Annotated in this window: 19 protein-coding genes; 1 reads left to right on the top strand and 18 read right to left on the bottom strand. The window is 50.6% G+C overall.

The features are described 5' to 3' along the window. Positions 1-9: 9 nt before the first annotated feature. The 16 genes from CHL76_RS05675 to CHL76_RS05750 all read right to left on the bottom strand — a co-directional run bounded on the left by CHL76_RS05675 (position 10) and on the right by CHL76_RS05750 (position 14,922). A complete protein-coding gene (locus CHL76_RS05675; protein WP_079476560.1) occupies positions 10-534 on the bottom strand; it encodes a YpoC family protein in 525 nt (174 codons plus the stop codon). Further along, positions 528-1,190, bottom strand: a complete 663-nt coding sequence (nth, locus tag CHL76_RS05680) for an endonuclease III (protein WP_079476561.1) — start codon at positions 1,188-1,190, stop codon at positions 528-530. The genes CHL76_RS05675 and nth overlap by 7 nt, the downstream gene beginning before the upstream one ends. Positions 1,191-1,201: 11 nt before the next feature. Further along, positions 1,202-1,933, bottom strand: coding sequence for a DnaD domain protein (locus tag CHL76_RS05685; protein ID WP_079476562.1), 732 nt, complete (start codon positions 1,931-1,933; stop codon positions 1,202-1,204). Positions 1,934-1,966: 33 nt separating this feature from the next. After that, entirely contained in the window at positions 1,967-3,256 is a 1,290-nt protein-coding gene (asnS, locus tag CHL76_RS05690; RefSeq protein WP_094908083.1) for an asparagine--tRNA ligase, read from the bottom strand. 38 nt (positions 3,257-3,294) lie between these two features. Further along, positions 3,295-4,464 (bottom strand): pyridoxal phosphate-dependent aminotransferase, encoded by a 1,170-nt coding sequence (locus CHL76_RS05695; RefSeq protein WP_094908084.1) that lies wholly within the window; start codon positions 4,462-4,464, stop codon positions 3,295-3,297. 90 nt (positions 4,465-4,554) lie between these two features. Then, a complete protein-coding gene (locus CHL76_RS05700) occupies positions 4,555-5,031 on the bottom strand; it encodes a PepSY domain-containing protein (protein ID WP_094908085.1) in 477 nt (158 codons plus the stop codon). An 11-nt stretch (positions 5,032-5,042) separates the two neighbouring features. Beyond that, positions 5,043-5,216 carry a YpmA family protein gene (locus tag CHL76_RS05705; RefSeq protein WP_022792243.1) on the bottom strand — a complete coding sequence of 58 codons (174 nt, stop codon included), beginning with the start codon at positions 5,214-5,216 and terminating at the stop codon, positions 5,043-5,045. 21 nt (positions 5,217-5,237) lie between these two features. After that, a complete protein-coding gene (locus tag CHL76_RS05710) occupies positions 5,238-6,545 on the bottom strand; it encodes an amidohydrolase (protein ID WP_158219083.1) in 1,308 nt (435 codons plus the stop codon). Positions 6,546-6,558: 13 nt separating this feature from the next. After that, the gene (gene dinG, locus CHL76_RS05715) at positions 6,559-9,363 is read right to left on the bottom strand and encodes an ATP-dependent DNA helicase DinG (protein ID WP_094908087.1); all 2,805 of its coding nucleotides are present in this window, start codon (positions 9,361-9,363) and stop codon (positions 6,559-6,561) included. Positions 9,364-9,384: 21 nt separating this feature from the next. Further along, positions 9,385-10,368 carry a biotin--[acetyl-CoA-carboxylase] ligase gene (locus tag CHL76_RS05720; protein WP_079476568.1) on the bottom strand — a complete coding sequence of 328 codons (984 nt, stop codon included), beginning with the start codon at positions 10,366-10,368 and terminating at the stop codon, positions 9,385-9,387. Then, positions 10,365-11,519: a hypothetical protein gene (locus tag CHL76_RS05725; RefSeq protein WP_094908088.1), complete on the bottom strand. Its 1,155-nt coding sequence runs from the start codon at positions 11,517-11,519 to the stop codon at positions 10,365-10,367. Before CHL76_RS05725 ends, CHL76_RS05720 begins: the two co-directional genes overlap by 4 nt. Beyond that, positions 11,519-12,646 carry an N-acetyl-alpha-D-glucosaminyl L-malate synthase BshA gene (gene bshA, locus CHL76_RS05730; RefSeq protein ID WP_079476570.1) on the bottom strand — a complete coding sequence of 376 codons (1,128 nt, stop codon included), beginning with the start codon at positions 12,644-12,646 and terminating at the stop codon, positions 11,519-11,521. The genes CHL76_RS05725 and bshA overlap by 1 nt, the downstream gene beginning before the upstream one ends. A gap of 2 nt (positions 12,647-12,648) precedes the next feature. Then, entirely contained in the window at positions 12,649-13,359 is a 711-nt protein-coding gene (gene bshB1 / locus CHL76_RS05735) for a bacillithiol biosynthesis deacetylase BshB1 (RefSeq protein WP_094908089.1), read from the bottom strand. Beyond that, positions 13,349-13,768 carry a methylglyoxal synthase gene (gene mgsA / locus CHL76_RS05740; RefSeq protein WP_079476572.1) on the bottom strand — a complete coding sequence of 140 codons (420 nt, stop codon included), beginning with the start codon at positions 13,766-13,768 and terminating at the stop codon, positions 13,349-13,351. The genes bshB1 and mgsA overlap by 11 nt, the downstream gene beginning before the upstream one ends. A gap of 12 nt (positions 13,769-13,780) precedes the next feature. Further along, positions 13,781-14,584, bottom strand: coding sequence for a 4-hydroxy-tetrahydrodipicolinate reductase (gene dapB, locus CHL76_RS05745; RefSeq protein WP_094908090.1), 804 nt, complete (start codon positions 14,582-14,584; stop codon positions 13,781-13,783). Further along, positions 14,581-14,922, bottom strand: coding sequence for a nucleotide pyrophosphohydrolase (locus tag CHL76_RS05750; RefSeq protein WP_079476574.1), 342 nt, complete (start codon positions 14,920-14,922; stop codon positions 14,581-14,583). Before CHL76_RS05750 ends, dapB begins: the two co-directional genes overlap by 4 nt. Positions 14,923-15,049: 127 nt before the next feature. Here CHL76_RS05750 and CHL76_RS05755 point away from each other — a divergent pair, with 127 nt between their 5' ends. Then, entirely contained in the window at positions 15,050-15,919 is an 870-nt protein-coding gene (locus tag CHL76_RS05755) for a YitT family protein (RefSeq protein WP_079476575.1), read from the top strand. 73 nt (positions 15,920-15,992) lie between these two features. On the opposite strand, the gene CHL76_RS05760 is transcribed toward CHL76_RS05755, so the two are convergent. Further along, the gene (locus tag CHL76_RS05760) at positions 15,993-16,670 is read right to left on the bottom strand and encodes a zinc metallopeptidase (RefSeq protein ID WP_079476576.1); all 678 of its coding nucleotides are present in this window, start codon (positions 16,668-16,670) and stop codon (positions 15,993-15,995) included. 71 nt (positions 16,671-16,741) lie between these two features. Then, on the bottom strand, positions 16,742-17,344 hold the full coding sequence (locus CHL76_RS05765) for a DUF1405 domain-containing protein (RefSeq protein ID WP_079476577.1): 603 nt from the start codon (positions 17,342-17,344) through the stop codon (positions 16,742-16,744). Positions 17,345-17,370 lie beyond the last annotated feature (26 nt).

Raw genomic sequence — 17,370 nt, forward strand, 5'->3', positions numbered from 1 at the left:
ACTCCTTTATCATTCGTGATTTCGGGATCGTTTTGCCAGCGCTTCTTTTTTCTTCACTTCTGTATACAGCTCCTTCAGCTGCAGATAGGAATGAAAATAATTCGGATACTCAAGCAGAAAGCTGAGCCTTTCCTCTACGTTGATCGGCTTATGGGCGAGCTTTCTGCTTTCTGCGATCAATTCTTCCGGCTCTGCAGAAGGCACCGGCCGCTCGTTCATCCAAAACAGCATGCACAGCCAGTGGGCGAGCCCGCGTCTCATGTAGGGAGCCGCCTTTTCCTTGTCTCTTTCGTCCCAGCATTCATCCAAGAAAGGCAGATGCTCTTCCCACCACTGTATAAATGTTTTGATATGCTGGTTAATGTTTTCCTGCCACGGCGGAGTACCGGCCAGTCCATTTTCATAAGCAATCTCATACCAGAACGGGTAACGAAGTGCTAATATCTGCTGCCCTTCCGTTTCGTCTGCTTCGATTTGCGTTACGGTATAAAAAATTTCGTGCTGAAATGACGCTGGAATTTGTATGTTCACCATGCTGCACCTTCTTTCCGCATCCGTTTTTGTCCTTCCCTGCAGTACTCAAGCACTGGACAGGACGGACACTGTGGGGCCTGGGACTTGCAGTGATAGCGGCCGAAAAAAATAAGCTGGTGGTGCATCTGTGACCACTTTTCCTTTGGCAGCCGCTTCATTAATGTCTGCTCTACCTGGGTAACATTGTCTTTCCATCTGCATATGCCTAAACGTTTGGCCACCCGCTCCACGTGTGTATCCACTGCAATGGCCGGCACCCCGAAGGCTACCGATGCTACCACGTTCGCCGTTTTTCTTCCGACGCCGGCAAGTCCAACCAGCTCTTCCTGCGTTTCCGGGACACGCCCGTCATGTAACTCGAGAAGAGAGGCTGAAAGCTTTTTTAAATTTTTTGCTTTGTTACGATAAAGTCCAATGGAACGAATCGCCTGTTCAATATCCTCAAGTGGAGCATGGGCAAAATCTTCCGGAGAGCTGTACTGTTCAAACAGGCCGGGAGTGACTCTGTTTACCAGCGCATCAGTCGCCTGGGCGGAGAGCACGACCGCTACCAGCAGTTCAAACGGGTTGCGGTGATTCAGTTCACATTCCGCCTCCGGAAACATGTGCTCGATCCGTTCAACCACAACTTGTAAATCTTTATTCGTCAATGCCATTTTTTTCTCCTCTACTCTTTATCCAGCCAGTTAATATTAGGGTATTCGGGCAGTTTTTCCGACTGGGCCGCCTGCGTACGCCTTCCGCCTTTTTGTTTAAACTGTTCGGTCTGCGCTTTAGCGTCTTCTTTGGTTTGAATGCCTTTGCGTTTCCACTCGTGCAGCATCCTGTCCATGTAGCGAAGGCTGAATTTCTGATTCATGACCGCTTCTTTCAGCGCAATCTGAATCATATCCGGCGAATAATGATCCTGATCGAGCCAGACATTAATCGTTTCCCATTCCATTGGGGAGAGCGGCCGGGAAAATTCCTGCTCAATGTTTTGAAACAGATGCTGCTCTTCGATCTGCTCCCCTTCACTGGACGGAACTTCAGCCGTAAGAGCCTGGCGGAAAAAAGGGTAGAGCGAATATGATTCCTGGCGCACTGCCTCGCGTTCGTATTCGTCAATCTGCAGCAGGTTCCGCTTAATCATTGAGCGCAGGCAGCCGGCGCATTCATTTTCATCCATGCTCATTTTCTCTGCCAGTTCCTTCGGTGTTGGTAGCGGCACGTTGTTTTGGCCAAAACGGTAGATATGCAGGAGCATCATTGCTTCTTTTTCATTCAGCCCCACCTGATGATATTTGTCCAGAATAATTACTGGAATGGAAAGATGACCATGCATCAGTGCTTCTATTTCTTTATCCTTGTTCATCTGTTTGTCCTCCTCTTCACCCGGCCGGCCGTCGGCAAAGTGCATAAAGGAAAACCCCCGGGACGGGGGCTTCTTCTCTTATGGGTACAGCCTGTTCAACAAACGCGGAAACGGTATGGTTTCCCGGACATGTTCAGTGCCTGCAATCCAGCCGACTGTACGTTCAAGTCCGAGACCGAATCCGGAGTGCGGCACGGTGCCGTATTTTCTTAAATCCAGATACCAGCCATAGGCTTCCTCCGACAGGTTGTGTTCTTCATACCGCCGTTTCATAAGCTCCAGGTCGTCAATACGCTGGCTGCCGCCAATAATTTCCCCGTAGCCTTCCGGAGCAATCAGGTCGGCACAGAGCGCGGTTTCTGGATAATCCGGGTCCGGCTTCATGTAAAAGGCCTTGATGCCGAGCGGGTAATTAGTAATAAATACCGGCTTTTGAAACTGCTCTGCTATATACGTCTCATGAGGCGCACCAAAATCCTCGCCCCAGCTTACTTCATAACCTGCCTCCTGCAGCATTTCAATCGCTTTATCGTACGTGATGCGCGGAAAAGGTGCCTGAATGGCTTCTAGCTTGGATGTGTCGCGCTCCAGCGTAGTCAGCTCCTGTCGGCAGTTGGCAAGCACCGCCTGCACGACATGGGAGACGTACTGCTCCTGAATTTCCAGGCTCTCATTATGATCACAAAAAGCCATTTCGGGCTCAATCATCCAAAATTCAATCAAGTGCCTTCGGGTTTTTGATTTTTCCGCACGGAATGTCGGGCCAAATGAAAACACACGCTGAAAAGCGAGAGCCGCAGCCTCCATATACAGCTGGCCGGACTGGGACAGGTACGCGTCTTCATCAAAGTACTTCGTATGAAAAAGTGATGTTGTCCCCTCCGCCGAGCTTCCTGTCAAAATTGGGGGATCGACTTTAATAAACTGATTTTCCCGGAAAAAAGCGTAGGTTGCCTGAATAATTTCATCACGTATACGCAAAAGCGCGTGCTGCTTGCTCGAGCGCATCCAAAGGTGACGGTGATCCATCAAAAATTCTGTCCCATGCTCTTTCGGGGTAATCGGGTAAGGTTCTGCTTCCTGGATAACCTCGAAGCCGGTCACCTGAAGCTCCACGCCGGTTGGGGAACGATCATCTTCTTTCACCGCACCGTCCACATACAACGAGCTTTCCTGAGGAAGATTTTTGGCCTGGGCGAACAGCTCTTCCCCGACTTCATTTTTTACGATAACACCCTGCACGAAGCCGGTGCCGTCCCGCAGCTGTAAAAATGCGATTTTGCCGCTGGAGCGCTTATTGGCCAGCCAGGCGCCAAACCTTACCTCCTGGCCGATATATTGATTTAAACGTTCAATGGTTACTTTCACGTTAGTCCCTCCGGTTCGTCCTGTTTATACTCATTAAATTATTTTTCTACGAAACGGCGTATTCTTGCCACTGCTTCTTCCAGCTGTCCCAGGGACGTAGCGTAGGAGAGCCTCACGTTTTGCGGAGAACCAAATCCGCTGCCTGGAACAACCGCCACGTTTTCTTCTTCCAACAGTGCCTTCACCCATTCGTCCACGTCTTTATATGAGCTGGCTGCTTTTTCAACATTTGGAAATAAATAAAAGGCGCCTTCCGGCTTCACGCAGGTAATTCCCGGGATAGAGACGAGCTTGTCGTAAATCGTGTTCAGCCGTTCGCTGAATGCCTGGCGCATCGTTTCTACAGCACCGTCGTCTTGCGTATAGGCGGCGATCGCTCCGTACTGGGCATTCGTTGTCGGGTTAGACGTTGAATGGCTCGCAAGGCTCGTCATTGCCTTGACAATCGCACGATTGCCGGCTGCGTAGCCGATTCTCCACCCGGTCATCGAATGGGATTTAGAAACGCCGTTAACGACAATAGTCTGCTCTTTTAATTCCGGGGAAAGCTCTGCGATGGATGTATGCTGCTTGTCTCCGTAAATCAGTTTTTCATAAATTTCATCGGAAACGATCAGCAGATCTTCGGCTTTTGCTGCTTCTCCCAGGGCCTCGAGTTCCTCCCGGCTGTACAACGTGCCAGTCGGATTGCTCGGTGAATTAATAATGACGGCTTTCGTTTTGCTCGTTACTGCCTCGCGCAGCTGCTCCGGAAGGATTTTGAACTGGTTTTCTTCCTTGCCGTCGACAAATACCGGCCGCCCGCCGGCAAGCTTAACCTGCTCCGGATAGCTGACCCAGTAAGGCGTTGGAATAATCACTTCGTCTTCCGGATCAAGAATGGTTTGAAACAGTGTAAACAGAATATGCTTGGCGCCGGTTCCAACGATGATTTCGTCGCGGGAGTACTCAAGTCCCTGATCCTGCTTGAATTTTTGAATCACTGCATCCTTTAATTCCGGCAGACCGCCGGAAGGGGTGTATTTCGTTTTTCCTTCCTGCATGGAGCGCACCGCTGCATCTATTACGTACTGCGGGGTATTAAAATCCGGCTCTCCGGCGCCAAGGCCGATAACGTCCTGGCCGGCAGCTTTTAATTCATTGGCTTTGGCTGTAATCGCCAGAGTTGATGAAGGGGTAATTTCTTTCACTCGTTGGGACAATTCCATACTTTTTCCTCCTCAATAATTTCCGTGCTCAATCTATCCATAGTTAGTGTAAAGAAAAGCGAAAAGGAGTTCAAGCGTGGTTTAGCGTACTTAGCCCCGGTCCAGGCTGAAGCTTTTCACAAATTCTCCCGTTTCCATATCAATGTACACATAATGCTGCTGGTTTTCCGTCCGGTATTTGCCTTCGTATACCGGACGGTCGTCTTCGTAGCCGGGCGTCACCTTCCGTACAGCGTCAATCCCCTCTATTTCCACTATACGCTCCTCAGCTTCCTGCATACTCAACGTATCAGCAACGGCCAGGCGTTCGAGCAATTCCCCGTCGTGGAAAAACAGCCAATCCCTGCTGCCGTCATTAGTTTCGACGCGCACTGTTTTCACCGGCTGTTTGCCGTTATAAATAAATGTATTCTGTACTTCGGCAACATTATTTTCTTCAAGTGCCAGCGTTTCTGCACGCTCCTTGTCATCAGCAAGCGGCGCCCGGGCCTGAAAATAGCCGACGACAAGGCCGACTACCACCAGAAAAACAACCAGAAAGGCTGCAAGCGTCATCCAGTTTTTCACGACATCTCCCCCTATGTGCGGTAAATGGTAAACACCATCTGCTCTTCGTTTTCCTTATCAAGAGAAAGGCCGAACATTAATTCCTCCTGCTTTAACGTGCGATTTAGTGTATCAACAATTTTATACAGATCCGACGACGCTTCGATTTTTACAGAGGCGACGACCTCAAGCTGTTCGTTTCCCATTATTTCACCTCGCCCGGCGTACTATAAGTACGCTTCATTTAATTTACGGTAATGGCGGTTGGCCTCGGCGTTAATTTTTTCTTCATCGAGCGTCAGAAGTTCGCCGTCTTTCATCAGCTGTCTGCCGTTCACAAAGCTGTCAGTGACATCTCTGCCGGAGGCCGCGTACACTAGGTGCGATAAAATATTATCATACGGCTGGAGCGCAAATGATGCACTGTCGAGTAGAATAAAGTCGGCTGCAGCTCCTGATTCCAGCTTGCCGCTGTTGTCAAATCCCATCGATGCTGCACCGTTCTCTGTTGCCATCTTCCAGACCGCTTCTGTTTCTATTGAACTGGGATCCTGAAAGGCAACTTTCTGCATCAAAGCGCCCAGGCGGAGCTCTTCAAACATGTCAAGGTTGTTGTTGGAAACAGCACTGTCCGTGCCAATTGTCACCCTTAGGCCGCGTTTTAGCATTTCCGGAACACGAGCAATACCTGAGCCAAGCTTGGCATTGCTCATTGGATTGTAGGAAATAGTCACTTCCGGCACGCTCATGTCGTCGAGATCCTCATCTGTCGCATGCACGACGTGCGTAAGCATCGCCGGGCGTGAATAAAATCCAATCTCCTTTAATTTCCTGGCCGGAGTCATGCCATAATCGTGCTGATAATCTGCCACTTCCCTGGCCGTTTCCTCAAGATGAATACCAAGCGGCAAATTGTAGCGGTGCCCCGCATCAACAATTTTTTCCAAAAAGTCCGGTGTGCATGTATACGGTGCGTGTGGGAAAAGCATCCCTGTTATTCTTCCGCTTGAATCCTGCTCCCACTCTTTTAAGTCACGGGCGGCCGCTGCAAGCTTTTCGCTCTGCTCCTCCGGCGTTCCAATACTCATCATGCCCTTAGAAATCATTGACTTGATGCCCGAGCTTTTCACGAGTTCATATGTGTTTTGCATGCCCATATGGTACATGTCGAGGAATCCAGTTGTGCCAGTGCGGATCATTTCCGCGAGAGCAAGCTCTGTGCCGGCCTTCGCTGTTTCGCTGGTAAACAGGCGCTCTCTTGGCCACACATGGTTGTTCAGCCATTCCTGGAGCACCACGTCATCCGAAACCCCCCGCATCATTGTCATCGGGGTATGGCCGTGGGTGTTGTACAGACCCGGGCTCAGCCATTTGCCCCGGCCATCCAGAATAATAGCGCCGCTTTCCCTATTCTGGTAGTCTCCCGGGGCTACAGTAATGATTGTGCCGTTCTTCACTTCAATATGGCTTTTGACCGCCCGGACGCCGCGTGCATTTGGGATTGGGTAAACATGCTCGATTACAAAGTGTTCCATTTCTGCACTCCTTTTAACGTTTTTTTGCTTCTTCAAAAAAATCAGCGATACGGTCCAGCACCGCATACATCGGTTCATAATACGTATTGGTGCGGGGAATCGAGTCAATGAATGAGGAGCCATAGGAAGCCTCCATAATCCTTTTATCAAGGACCGTTACTACGCCCCGGTCATCAGAATGGCGGATCAGGCGGCCAAATCCCTGCTTGAACCGGAGCACAGCATGCGGCAGGGCCTCTGTATAAAATGACCTTTTTCCTTCGCGCTGCAATTTATCCGACACAGCTTCGTAGACGGGGTCTGTGGGCGGGGAAAACGGCAGGCGCACAATAATTACATGCTGCAGCTTTTCACCGGGGATATCGACACCCTCCCAGAAGGCATTGGTCCCAAGTAAAAGAGCATTGTCCTGCTGTTGAAACAGCTTGGTCAGCTTGGCATGGGTGCCGCTTGTAATCCCTTGCCCGATAACACTCAATGTCGACTCTTCCGTCCATTCCTTGAGCTGATGATACACCTGTTTAAGCATATTAAACGAAGTAAACAGCACCATTGTTTTACCTTCCGTAATATTAACAGCATGGAAAATATATTCAGCCGCTTCCAGCTCAAAGTCTGCGTGTTTGTCGTTCACCCCGGAAATGTCTTTTGGAACGAGCAGCTGTGTCTGGGACGCGTAATGGTAAGGAGAAGCGATCAGGTTTGTTTGCGGCAGGAAATCATTCAACCCCATTTTTGATTTCATGTAATCAAACGAGCCATTAACCGCCAGGGAACCGGACGTAAGCACCACGCTGTCTTTTCTCATAAACAGCTGTTCACTCAGCTCCGATGCCACTTCCATTGGGCGGGCATAAATATACGCGGCATTTTTGGCGCCGCTCTGCTCTGCTTCCACCCAGTACACATGCTCAGGCTCCCGTTCAAACAGCAGGTGAAACAGATTGTCCCCAAGTCCGTCCAGCTGTTCCATATATGCATTTAGTTCAGCAAGTTCATTTACAAAACTTTTAGCTGATGGCTGGGTTTCCCACACTTTCTCAAACGTTTGCCATTCCTTGAATTCCTGTTCCAGCAGGGCGAGAAAACGACGGCCGGCTTCCTCCACCTGTTCCCATACCGGACCCGCTTCTCCGCCGGGAATAAAGCGCTGGCTGTATCTGCCCACCTCCGAACGACGACGGCCGGAAGACGTGCGGCACCAGCGGGTGAGAAGGCGGAACAGTTCGTCACATTCATACATGAGCACCGCGTGGTTATCCTCGCGTTCCTGGTACCAGCCTGACTCAAACGTGATTCCGGCTTCTTCGCCAAACCAAATGAGCGGCCGTACCACACTCTGCTTCGTATCCAGGCCAAATCTGCGGAGCAGGCGGTTCGCTTTTGTATAGTGCACGGCTCTGCCTGCATATTTTCCTGCCGTGTCCGGCAGATGATGCGCTTCATCAATAATCACATAAGGGTAGGCGGCAAATAAATTATTTCCCTGGTATATGTCGCTTAAAAGCATCGCATGATTGGTAACGACAATATCAGCATATTCAGCTTTGCGGCGGGCCCGTGCATAAAAGCAAAACGCCTCCCATCCTCTTTGGGCATGCTCCTCCTGGTAATGGTTTTGACGCAGACTTTCCCACAGGGCATTTCTGCGGCCGCCGGCCATATTTATTTCATCCAGATCCCCGTGCCTGGTTTCCGTCAGCCATACCAGCACCTGGCCGAGGCCAAGCGCTTCTTCGAGCGAAAATTGGCGGTGCTGCAGCCATTTTTCAAACCGCTGAAGAGAGATATAGTTGCTCCGGCCTTTTAAAACTGCCACAGAGATCCGGTCGTCAATGAGCCGCTCGAGCAACGGCAGGTCCTCATTCATCAGCTGCTCCTGCAGGGTAAGTGTCTGAGTGGAAATTAAGATTTTTTGGTTATATGTACGATGGTATTTTACTGCCGGAAGCAAATAAGCTAGCGTTTTCCCCAGGCCGGTGCCGGCTTCTATGACAGCATGAGACCGCTCCTTAAACGAAGCATAGACCATTTCAGCCATCTCCAGCTGCCCCGGGCGCTCCTCAAAGCGTTCCCAACCGCTTCGTTTAGCATGGCCTTTGCTGAGGGTTTCCTTAAGCGATACGCTTCTCTGCTCCGGCTTATCCGCTGGAAGCTCTTTACGGAACACAATGCCGTGGTTTTCCTCTAAATCGTAGGGAAGCTGCTGCGGTGCTTTTGCAATGCAGCGTTCAATATACCGGTGGAGATCACTGTGCAGAAAGCCAGCCAGCCGGTCCAGATGGTGGAGCACAGCCTTCGGAAGCATAGCAAGTTTTTTACGGATGGATATCCACAGTTCCGCCGTGACGAGGGCGTCACTGTCCGCCCGGTGTGGACGATCATGGTCGAGGTCCAGCCACGACGTGATCTGCGACAGCCGGAACCCCGGAGCTTCGGGATAGGCCAGTCTCGCACACTCCACCGTATCCACTACGGCTCCCTGAAACAGCGGGAATCCCGCTTCCTGCATGCCGGCATTGATAAATGCCAGATCAAACTGCACGTTGTGTCCGACAAAGGCGGCATCCTCGAGCCAGGCAGTTAAGGTGGGAGCTACTTCGTAAAACTCGGGGGCGTGCTCTACATCCTGGTCATGAATGCCCGTAAACTGCTGGATAAAAGGAGGAATCGGCATATGCGGCTGGATAAAGGTCGAAAGAGTGTCAAGCACTTGTTCATCCTCCATCAGCACTGCGCCGATTTCAATTATTTTTGCTCCTTTTCTTGGAGAAGTGCCGGTCGTTTCTACATCTATGACTACATATTTTTGTCCCATCTGCCTGCCTCCTTTCTTCCGTTACCCGGACGGCGGATCATCCAAAATTTCGCCGCTGTGCACCGTCTGGGTGTTTCCGTCTGACCTTTGAACCTGCAGTGCCCCTTCCTCCGTTATACGAAGAGCTTTTCCTTCTACTGTCTGCCTGGACGTCTCTACCTGGATAAAGCTGCCCAGAGTATCAGCCTTGGCGGTCCAGGCTGCTTTGACTGCACCAAATCCATTCGTTAAGTATTCATTATACCAGGTCTCGTAGCTTTTTAAGATAGAAGCGATAACCTGCGGACGGCTCTGGCGGACACCTGCGTACTGACGGATAGAGCCAGCTTTTTCAGCAAGTTCTTCAGTGAAATCCCCGTCGTTTTGATTCACATTAATACCCATGCCGACAATGACCGTCTGTACTTCATCCATGTCTGCCTGCATTTCCGTTAGTATCCCTGCGACTTTTCTTTTATGAATGCGTATATCGTTCGGCCATTTAATCGTCGTCGGCTCCGGCAGATAACTGTCAAGCGCCTCGGCAAGAGCTACCGCTGACAACAGAGTGAGCTGCGGAGCGTAGCGCGGGGGCACCTGCGGGCGAAGCAGCAGGCTCATCCAAATGCCTTGTTCGGGCCTGCTCTGCCATACGCGCCCAAGTCTTCCGCGGCCCTGCATCTGTTCATTCGCGACCGCAATAAGTCCTTCTTTGGCTCCTTTTTCAGCTTCTTCCCTCACAATTTCCTGAGTGGAGGTAACGGTATCTTTATAAATAATCGGGCGGCCGAGACGTGCAGTTGTAAGATGAAGCATTATTTCTTCTGTGCCGACACGGTCGGGAATACGCACCAGCCGGTATCCGCGCCGGGACGCTGCTTCAATTTCGTACCCGTTTTTCCGCAGTTCTTCAATTTGTTTCCATACAGCAGTACGGGACACCTGCAGGTCATCGCTGATTTCCTGCCCGGACACCGGGCGATCCTGGTGAGCCATCAACAGCTGCAGCAATCGGTTTTTATTCATCGTTCTTTTTCCTCCAAATAGGCTAACAGCTTTTGTTCACTGTTTTCTACCTTTTCGTTCACAACCGCCTTTTCCAATAATGCTACTGCCTCTCCAATCTTCGCCGTGCCCTTGTAGGCCGGCATTAAAGCGATTGTCTTCGGCGGAAGCGCAAGCTCCTGACTGGAATGGATTGGAAGCCCTTCCCATTTTCTTTTCCATTCTGACCTGGGGCGTCGGTGGTAAGCAAAATACTTCCACTGTTTAAGTTCTTCAAGATCCGCCACCTGCTGCGGCCCGAAATAATACAGCCACTGCAGCCATGTATCGGGGGAAGCGGGGACGTCGATCCGTTCCAACAGCCAGCGACACTGTTTTCGTGCCTGGTTGGAAAACCTCCATCCATGCAGCATGTTCAAGCTTCTATGCCCATACAGGGCGTATAATAAAGCTGCCCACGAAGCCTCTTTGCCAGCAGGGAATTGTACAAGCGTCGAATGATAAAAAAAGGCGGACACCGTTTGTACTGCTTGCGGAAAATACGAAAACAGACGCAGCTCCCTCATGTTTTCCAGGGCGTCCAGCCGCTTTTGGCCCTCAAGCAGTCTGGTAATTTCATCACGTATTCGTTCCACAGCGGTATGTGCAAGACCAGCCGCAGCTGATTCTGCTGCCCGCTCGACTCCCGGGTCCAGCGAAAATCCGAGGACCGAACTAAACCGAAACGCCCGCACAACCCGAAGCGGATCAAGGGAAAAGGTCTGTTCAGCCGGGCCCGGCGTGCGCAGCACCTGCTGCCGGATGTCTCTCCGGCCGTTAAATGGATCTATTACCATGCCCTGTTCATCTGCTGCTATCGCGTTACATGTAAAATCCCGCTGCTGCAGGTCCTCTTCAATTGTTTTTGCCCCTGCGCGGAATGGGGTAACCTCCACGATATTCTTTCCACTCTTCACGAGCAGGGTTCCGTGTTTTTCCGACGGCTTCACTGCGTGCGGAAATATAACCGAAAGTTCCTTCACAGTCGCGGCGGCTGCTATATCTATATCACTCGGCTCCCGGCTCATCAGCCCGTCGCGCACGGCTCCCCCTACCACGTAGGCATCGATGCCGCGCCGTCGTAACGTCTTGATAATATGCAGCCCTTCTTCCCACGTCTGCCCTTCGTTCATTATTCGTCCCCCATGGTCCGGCGGTACACTTCTTCGTATTGGGTTACGATGCGTGAGGAGGAGAAATGTTCTTCCACCACGTCGAGCGAACGCTGCTCAAACCGTTTCATTTTGTCTGGATCAAGTAGCAGTTCCACCGCCTGCTGGGCGGCTAGTTCCACAGCCCCGAGCGGCACAACATAGCCGGTTTCATTATGAAAAACTACTTCAGGAATGCCTCCAACATCCGTGCCGATTACTGGCACTCCGCACGCCATTGCTTCCAGCGCGGCGAGTCCGAAGCTTTCTTTCTCGGAAAGAAGCAGCATCAGGTCAGCAATATGCAAATAGTCGGCGACCTCCCGCTGATTGCCTAAGAACAGCACATCCTGGTCAACGCCTAGTTTTTTTGCCTCGGCCCATGCCTTTTCCCGGTCCGGTCCGTCCCCGAGCATGACGAGCTTGCAGGAAACTTCGGTCTGTACTGCTGCAAATGTGCGAACAACGTCTACCACTCTTTTTACCGGCCGAAAATTAGAGACATGGAGAAGCACTTTTTCGTCCTCATCAATATTGTACGCTTTTTTTAAATCCTTTTTATCCTTTTTCGGGGCATAAACCCGTTCATCCACGAAATTGTATATTGTATGAATATCACGGTCGACTTCAAGCATATGCCGGGTCTGGTTAACTAAAGCGTCAGACACGGCCGTTACTTCATCCGAACGCTGAATGGCGTAGCGGATAATGTCCCGAAGCGATGAATCATGTCCGAGAACGGTAATGTCAGTGCCGTGCAGCGTTGTTACTACTTTCACAGGATGGTCGGTCATATCTCTGGCTAAAATCGCACAGACAGCGTGAGGTACGGCGTAATGCACGTGCAGCACGTCAAGCTGCTCCCGGTTGACCACTTCCGCCATTTTACTTGCGAGTGTTAATGAATAAGGCGGGTACTGAAACACTTCGTACTGATTCACGGAAACTTCGTGGTAATAAATATTCGGTGAGGTTTCGGTTAAACGATATGGGATGGCCGAGGTGATGAAATGGATCTCATGGCCTTGTTCAGCGAGCAGCTTGCCGAGCTCCGTCGCAATCACTCCCGACCCTCCTACCGTCGGGTAGCACGTTATTCCAATTTTCATGCTTAGTCACTTCCTTGTTTGCCGGGCACCTGTTGAAAAAGCATCGGAGTTTCTGCGATAAACCCTTCCGCGTAAGTCACTCCCGTTTCTTTGCCGAATAGTCGGTCTCTTGCCTGTATCGTTTCGAGGTACCCATCCGTAAGCGGCGTACTTGTGGCCTCTTCTCCCAGATTAAACTGGCTTTTATACGCCCGTAATGCCGCTTCTTTGTCACCGGCGGCCGTGGTGATATCCACATAAAAGGTCGGCCGGTGGTAGCCGTTAATCATGTAGTAGTACATGTCTGGCACCTTGTGGGCATTTTCATCCACACCCGGATAAAGCTTAACCCCCGCATCAAACAAAGCCCGCTTAACGATATTCCCGGCATCGCCGTGGTCCGGATGCCGATCGATATAGTAAGGGGCAAATATCGTGTCCGGCTGGATGCGGCGGATCAGCTGCACAAGCTGCGTGTACTCTTCCTGGGTTACTGCTGTAAGCATCCGGTCTCTCCAGGTAAGCTGAAGCCGCTGGGCACCGAGGATTTCCGCCGCACGCTCTGCTTCCTGCTGCCTTGTTTCCACCGTGCCGTTGGATGAAAGGTCCCCCTCTGTCAGGGAAAGCATATAGACATTGTCGGTTTTACTGTGCTGCGCTACCGTTCCGCCCATCCCGATTTCGATATCATCAGGATGGGCTCCCACGGTTAAAAGCGTTCGTTTATGTGTCATATTGATCTGTGGACTCCTTTAAAATCTCCCGAAAGGCAAACAATCCGTGTTCCAGGCCTTTAATCAGCACTTCAGCCGCAGCCATATTTGTTGCCAGCGGCACCCCATGTACGTCAGCAAGCCTCATCAGGGCCGTAATATCGGGTTCATGAGGCTGTGCAGTTAACGGGTCCCGGAAAAAAAGCACCAGGTCCACCTGCTGTTCCGCTATTTTTGCCCCGATCTGCTGATCGCCCCCGAGCGGCCCGGACTGATATTGTTTTACGTGCAGGCCTGCTTCCTTCTGCAGTCTTCCTCCGGTGGTTCCTGTTGCTGAAAGAGTATGACGCTCGAGAATATGTCTGTAGGCTTCGGCAAACCGAATGAGGTCGTCTTTTTTCTTATCATGGGCAATCAATGCGATATTCATAAAAAAGTCCCCTTACTCCAGAATATTTTCGAGGCCATACACAAGTTCTTTCATCGTGATTACCTGCTCGATTGCAAATTTAACTCCCGGCATAAACGACGCACGGTTAATCGAGTCGTGCCGTATAGTGAGTGTCTGGCCTTCACCGCCAAACATTACCTGCTGATGAGCCACCAGCCCTGGAAGACGGGTGCTGTGAATCCGCATCCCATCGAGCTCCGCCCCGCGGGCTCCCGGCATGGTTTCTTTTTCCTCCGGGTGCCCCTGGGTTTTTTTGGCCCGGTTTTCTTGAATCAGCTTTGCTGTTTTCACGGCTGTGCCAGACGGAGCGTCGAGCTTACGGTCATGATGGAGTTCAGTAATCTCTACATCCGGGAAGTAGGCCGCTGCCATTTGTGACATTTTCATCATCAGAACAGCACCAATGGCAAAGTTTGGAACAATCAGCACTCCCCGCTGCTGTTCCTTCGCTTTCTGCCGCAGGCGTTCAAGATCTTCATCAGAAAAACCGGTAGTCCCGACGACAGGTGCCAGTCCGTAATCGAGCGCTTTCTCTGTATGTACCTTTCCAATTTCCGGAGTAGTCAGATCTACAAACACTTCTGCTCCAATCTCGCTAAGACACTGGTCGACGTTCGTATAGACGCGGGCTTCCAGGTTGGGCATGCCTTCGATATCGGAAAGCAAAGCACCCTCGTATTTATGATCCACTACGGCAGCGAGCTCCAGGTGCTCTTCTCTTTCAATCATATGTACAGCTTCTTTGCCCATGTTTCCTCTTGGCCCGGCAACAATAACGCGGATTGATTCAGTCATTTGTCATTCTCCTTTTTCGTCCATCTATCCTGATCTCTTGTTTCAAACTTGTCCATTACGATACGAAAGGCTTCCTCTAGATCAATATCAAGTGAATTCGCAAAGCAAATAAGCACAAACAGCAGATCGCCCATTTCTTTATCCAGAGATTTATGCTCTTCGCTTTCTTTTTTCGGCTTTTCTCCGTAGTAGTGATTAATTTCTCTGGCAAGCTCGCCCGTTTCCTCGGTCATTCTTGCAAGCATGGCCAGCGGACTGAAATACCCTTCTTCAAACTGGCCGATAAAGGCGTCTACCTTTTCCTGCATATCTTTCATTGTTATTTGTTCCTGTGTCATACCGGCTTCCTCCCCTCAATCGTATAAAAATCCTTTTGGTTTGACAAACATCGATTGCCTCCTGCTGCAGGCTTTACTATAATGTAACGGTTGATACGAGCTTTCCGGCCAGAGAGGAGGAATCATTATTAACGTTTGGATACATACCCGTAATATCTTTTTTGTCGTACTTGGCTCTGCCATTATGAGTTTTGGACTCGTCTATTTTAACATGCAAAACCAGCTAGCGGACGGCGGCTTTACTGGTATTACCCTAATTCTTTATAATTTATTCAATATCAACCCAGCCTTCAGCAACCTTTTTCTGAATATTCCAGTTCTGATTTTGGGCTGGCGGCTGCTTGGCCGGCACGTGTTTGTCTATACGCTTATAAGTACAGCCGCTGTCAGCTTTTTTCTATGGCTGTTTCAAAAAGTCGATCTCCTCCGTCTACCGCTCCAGGATGACCTTGTGCTTGTCGCCCTGTTTGCCGGAGTTTTTGTTGGTTCAGGGCTCGGCATTGTTTTCCGGTACGGCGGTACGACCGGGGGAGCCGACATTATCGCCAAGCTTGCAAGCAACGTATTCGGCTGGACGATGGGGCGGTCATTGTTTATGTTCGATGCTTTCGTAATCATTGCTTCCCTGTTGTATTTGGACTACCGGGAAGCGATGTATACACTTGTGTTCGTGTTCGTGGCTGCGCGGGTCATCGATTTTATTCAGCAGGGCGCATACTCCGGCAAAGCTGCCATGATCATTTCCGATCAGGCGCCGGAGGTAGCTGATGCCATTTTACAGGAAATGAACCGAGGAGCGACCATATTAAATGGAAAAGGAAGCTTCACCCGCCAGGAAAAAGAAATACTTTACTGCGTGGTCGGTAAAAATGAACTGATGCGTCTGAAGCATCTTGTCGAGCGGGTGGACCCCCATGCATTTGTTACAGTTAATGATGTACAGGATGTTATTGGCGAAGGCTTTACTCTCGATGAAAACAAAAACCCGCTGCAATGAGGAAATCCCCAGGCTCTCAGTGTCTGACAGACAAAAACACCTGCGCCGATCGTTATCGGGCAGGTGTTTTCCACTATTCTTCGCTTGTCATGAGAAACATGGCGATAAAACGTCCCAGTTCCAGCACGGCTACCAGAGCAGCTGCAACGTACGTTAATGCTGCGGCGTCAAGCACTTTTTTCGTTTCCCGCTCTTCGTTGTTGCTGATAATACCGGTTGCCACTATTTGGTTCATTGCCCGGCTGCTCGCGTTAAATTCCACCGGAAGAGTGACAACCTGGAACAGTACGGCGGCCGAAAAGAATATGATACCTGCCAGAAACATGCCGGTCGATTGAAGAAAAATACCTCCAAGGATTAAAAAGAACGACAGGTTTGAGCCAGTCGAAGCAACCGGCGCAAGCGAGGAACGGAAGCGCAAGAACGCGTAGTTTTCTGCGTCCTGGATAGCGTGCCCCACCTCGTGGGAAGCAATGGCCTGAGCCGCTACTGTCGAATTGTAGTAGTTCTCCTCCGACAAGCGGACGACTTTTTTCGAAGGATCATAATGATCCGTTAATTTTCCTTTAGTTGGCTCTACGCGTACGTTATAGATGCCGTTTTCCTCCAGGATTTTTTTTGCGACAGAGGCGCCTGTCATCCCGGACGAATTGCTTACGTTCGAATATTTTTTGTATGCTTTTTTCACTTTGGACTGCGCCCAAAGCGGAATGAGGATCAGCGCTGCTAAATATAACAGAAGCATTCCCATTTTTTCTCATCCCTCCATTTATATATACTTACATTATATGCAGACGGGGGTATAAAGTCAAAGATTACGCACTATTCCTCCATGAGCCGAAGCTCTGGCCGGCCGGGGCTGAGCCTCCACCAGAGCAGCAGTCCGACCGAAAGAATGCTGAGCCAGAACGTGCCGTAGCCGATTAGGGAAATATACGGCTCAAGTGGTGTGGAAACCCACGGATACATTCCAAAAACATAATCAATCACGTCATTATGTAGCGTCCATACGGCCACTGCCCCGATATGCCAGAGCTTCACCCGGTAATATGGAAGATACAGCAGCGCCTGCAGTGCCATGCCCGCATGAGAGGCAATAAGCATGTAGTGCTGCCAGCTGAGCGCCTCTCCGGCAATGCCGGAAAACACATTCATTCCTACCGCCCAAAGCCCGTATTTCACAAGTGTTATAAAAGCGAATGCTTCCGCCAGTCCGCTTCTCCTGCCAATAATGTACAGACCGAGAACGACCGTAAAAACCAGGCTCGCCGTCGGGCTGTCCGGGACGAAAGGCAGAAACACAGCCGGAGTCTGCTGCAGCTGCCCTCCGTACCAGACGTAGCCGTAAATAGTGCCGAGCGCGTTAATAATAAAAAGCGGGATTAACACATAGGGCGTCCCAAACCATCCAAGTAGCTGTTTCACTGTATCATCCGCCTCATTGTATATGT

This window comes from Marinococcus halophilus (genome assembly GCF_002265875.1).
GTDB classification, from domain to species: Bacteria; Bacillota; Bacilli; order Bacillales; family Marinococcaceae; genus Marinococcus; species Marinococcus halophilus.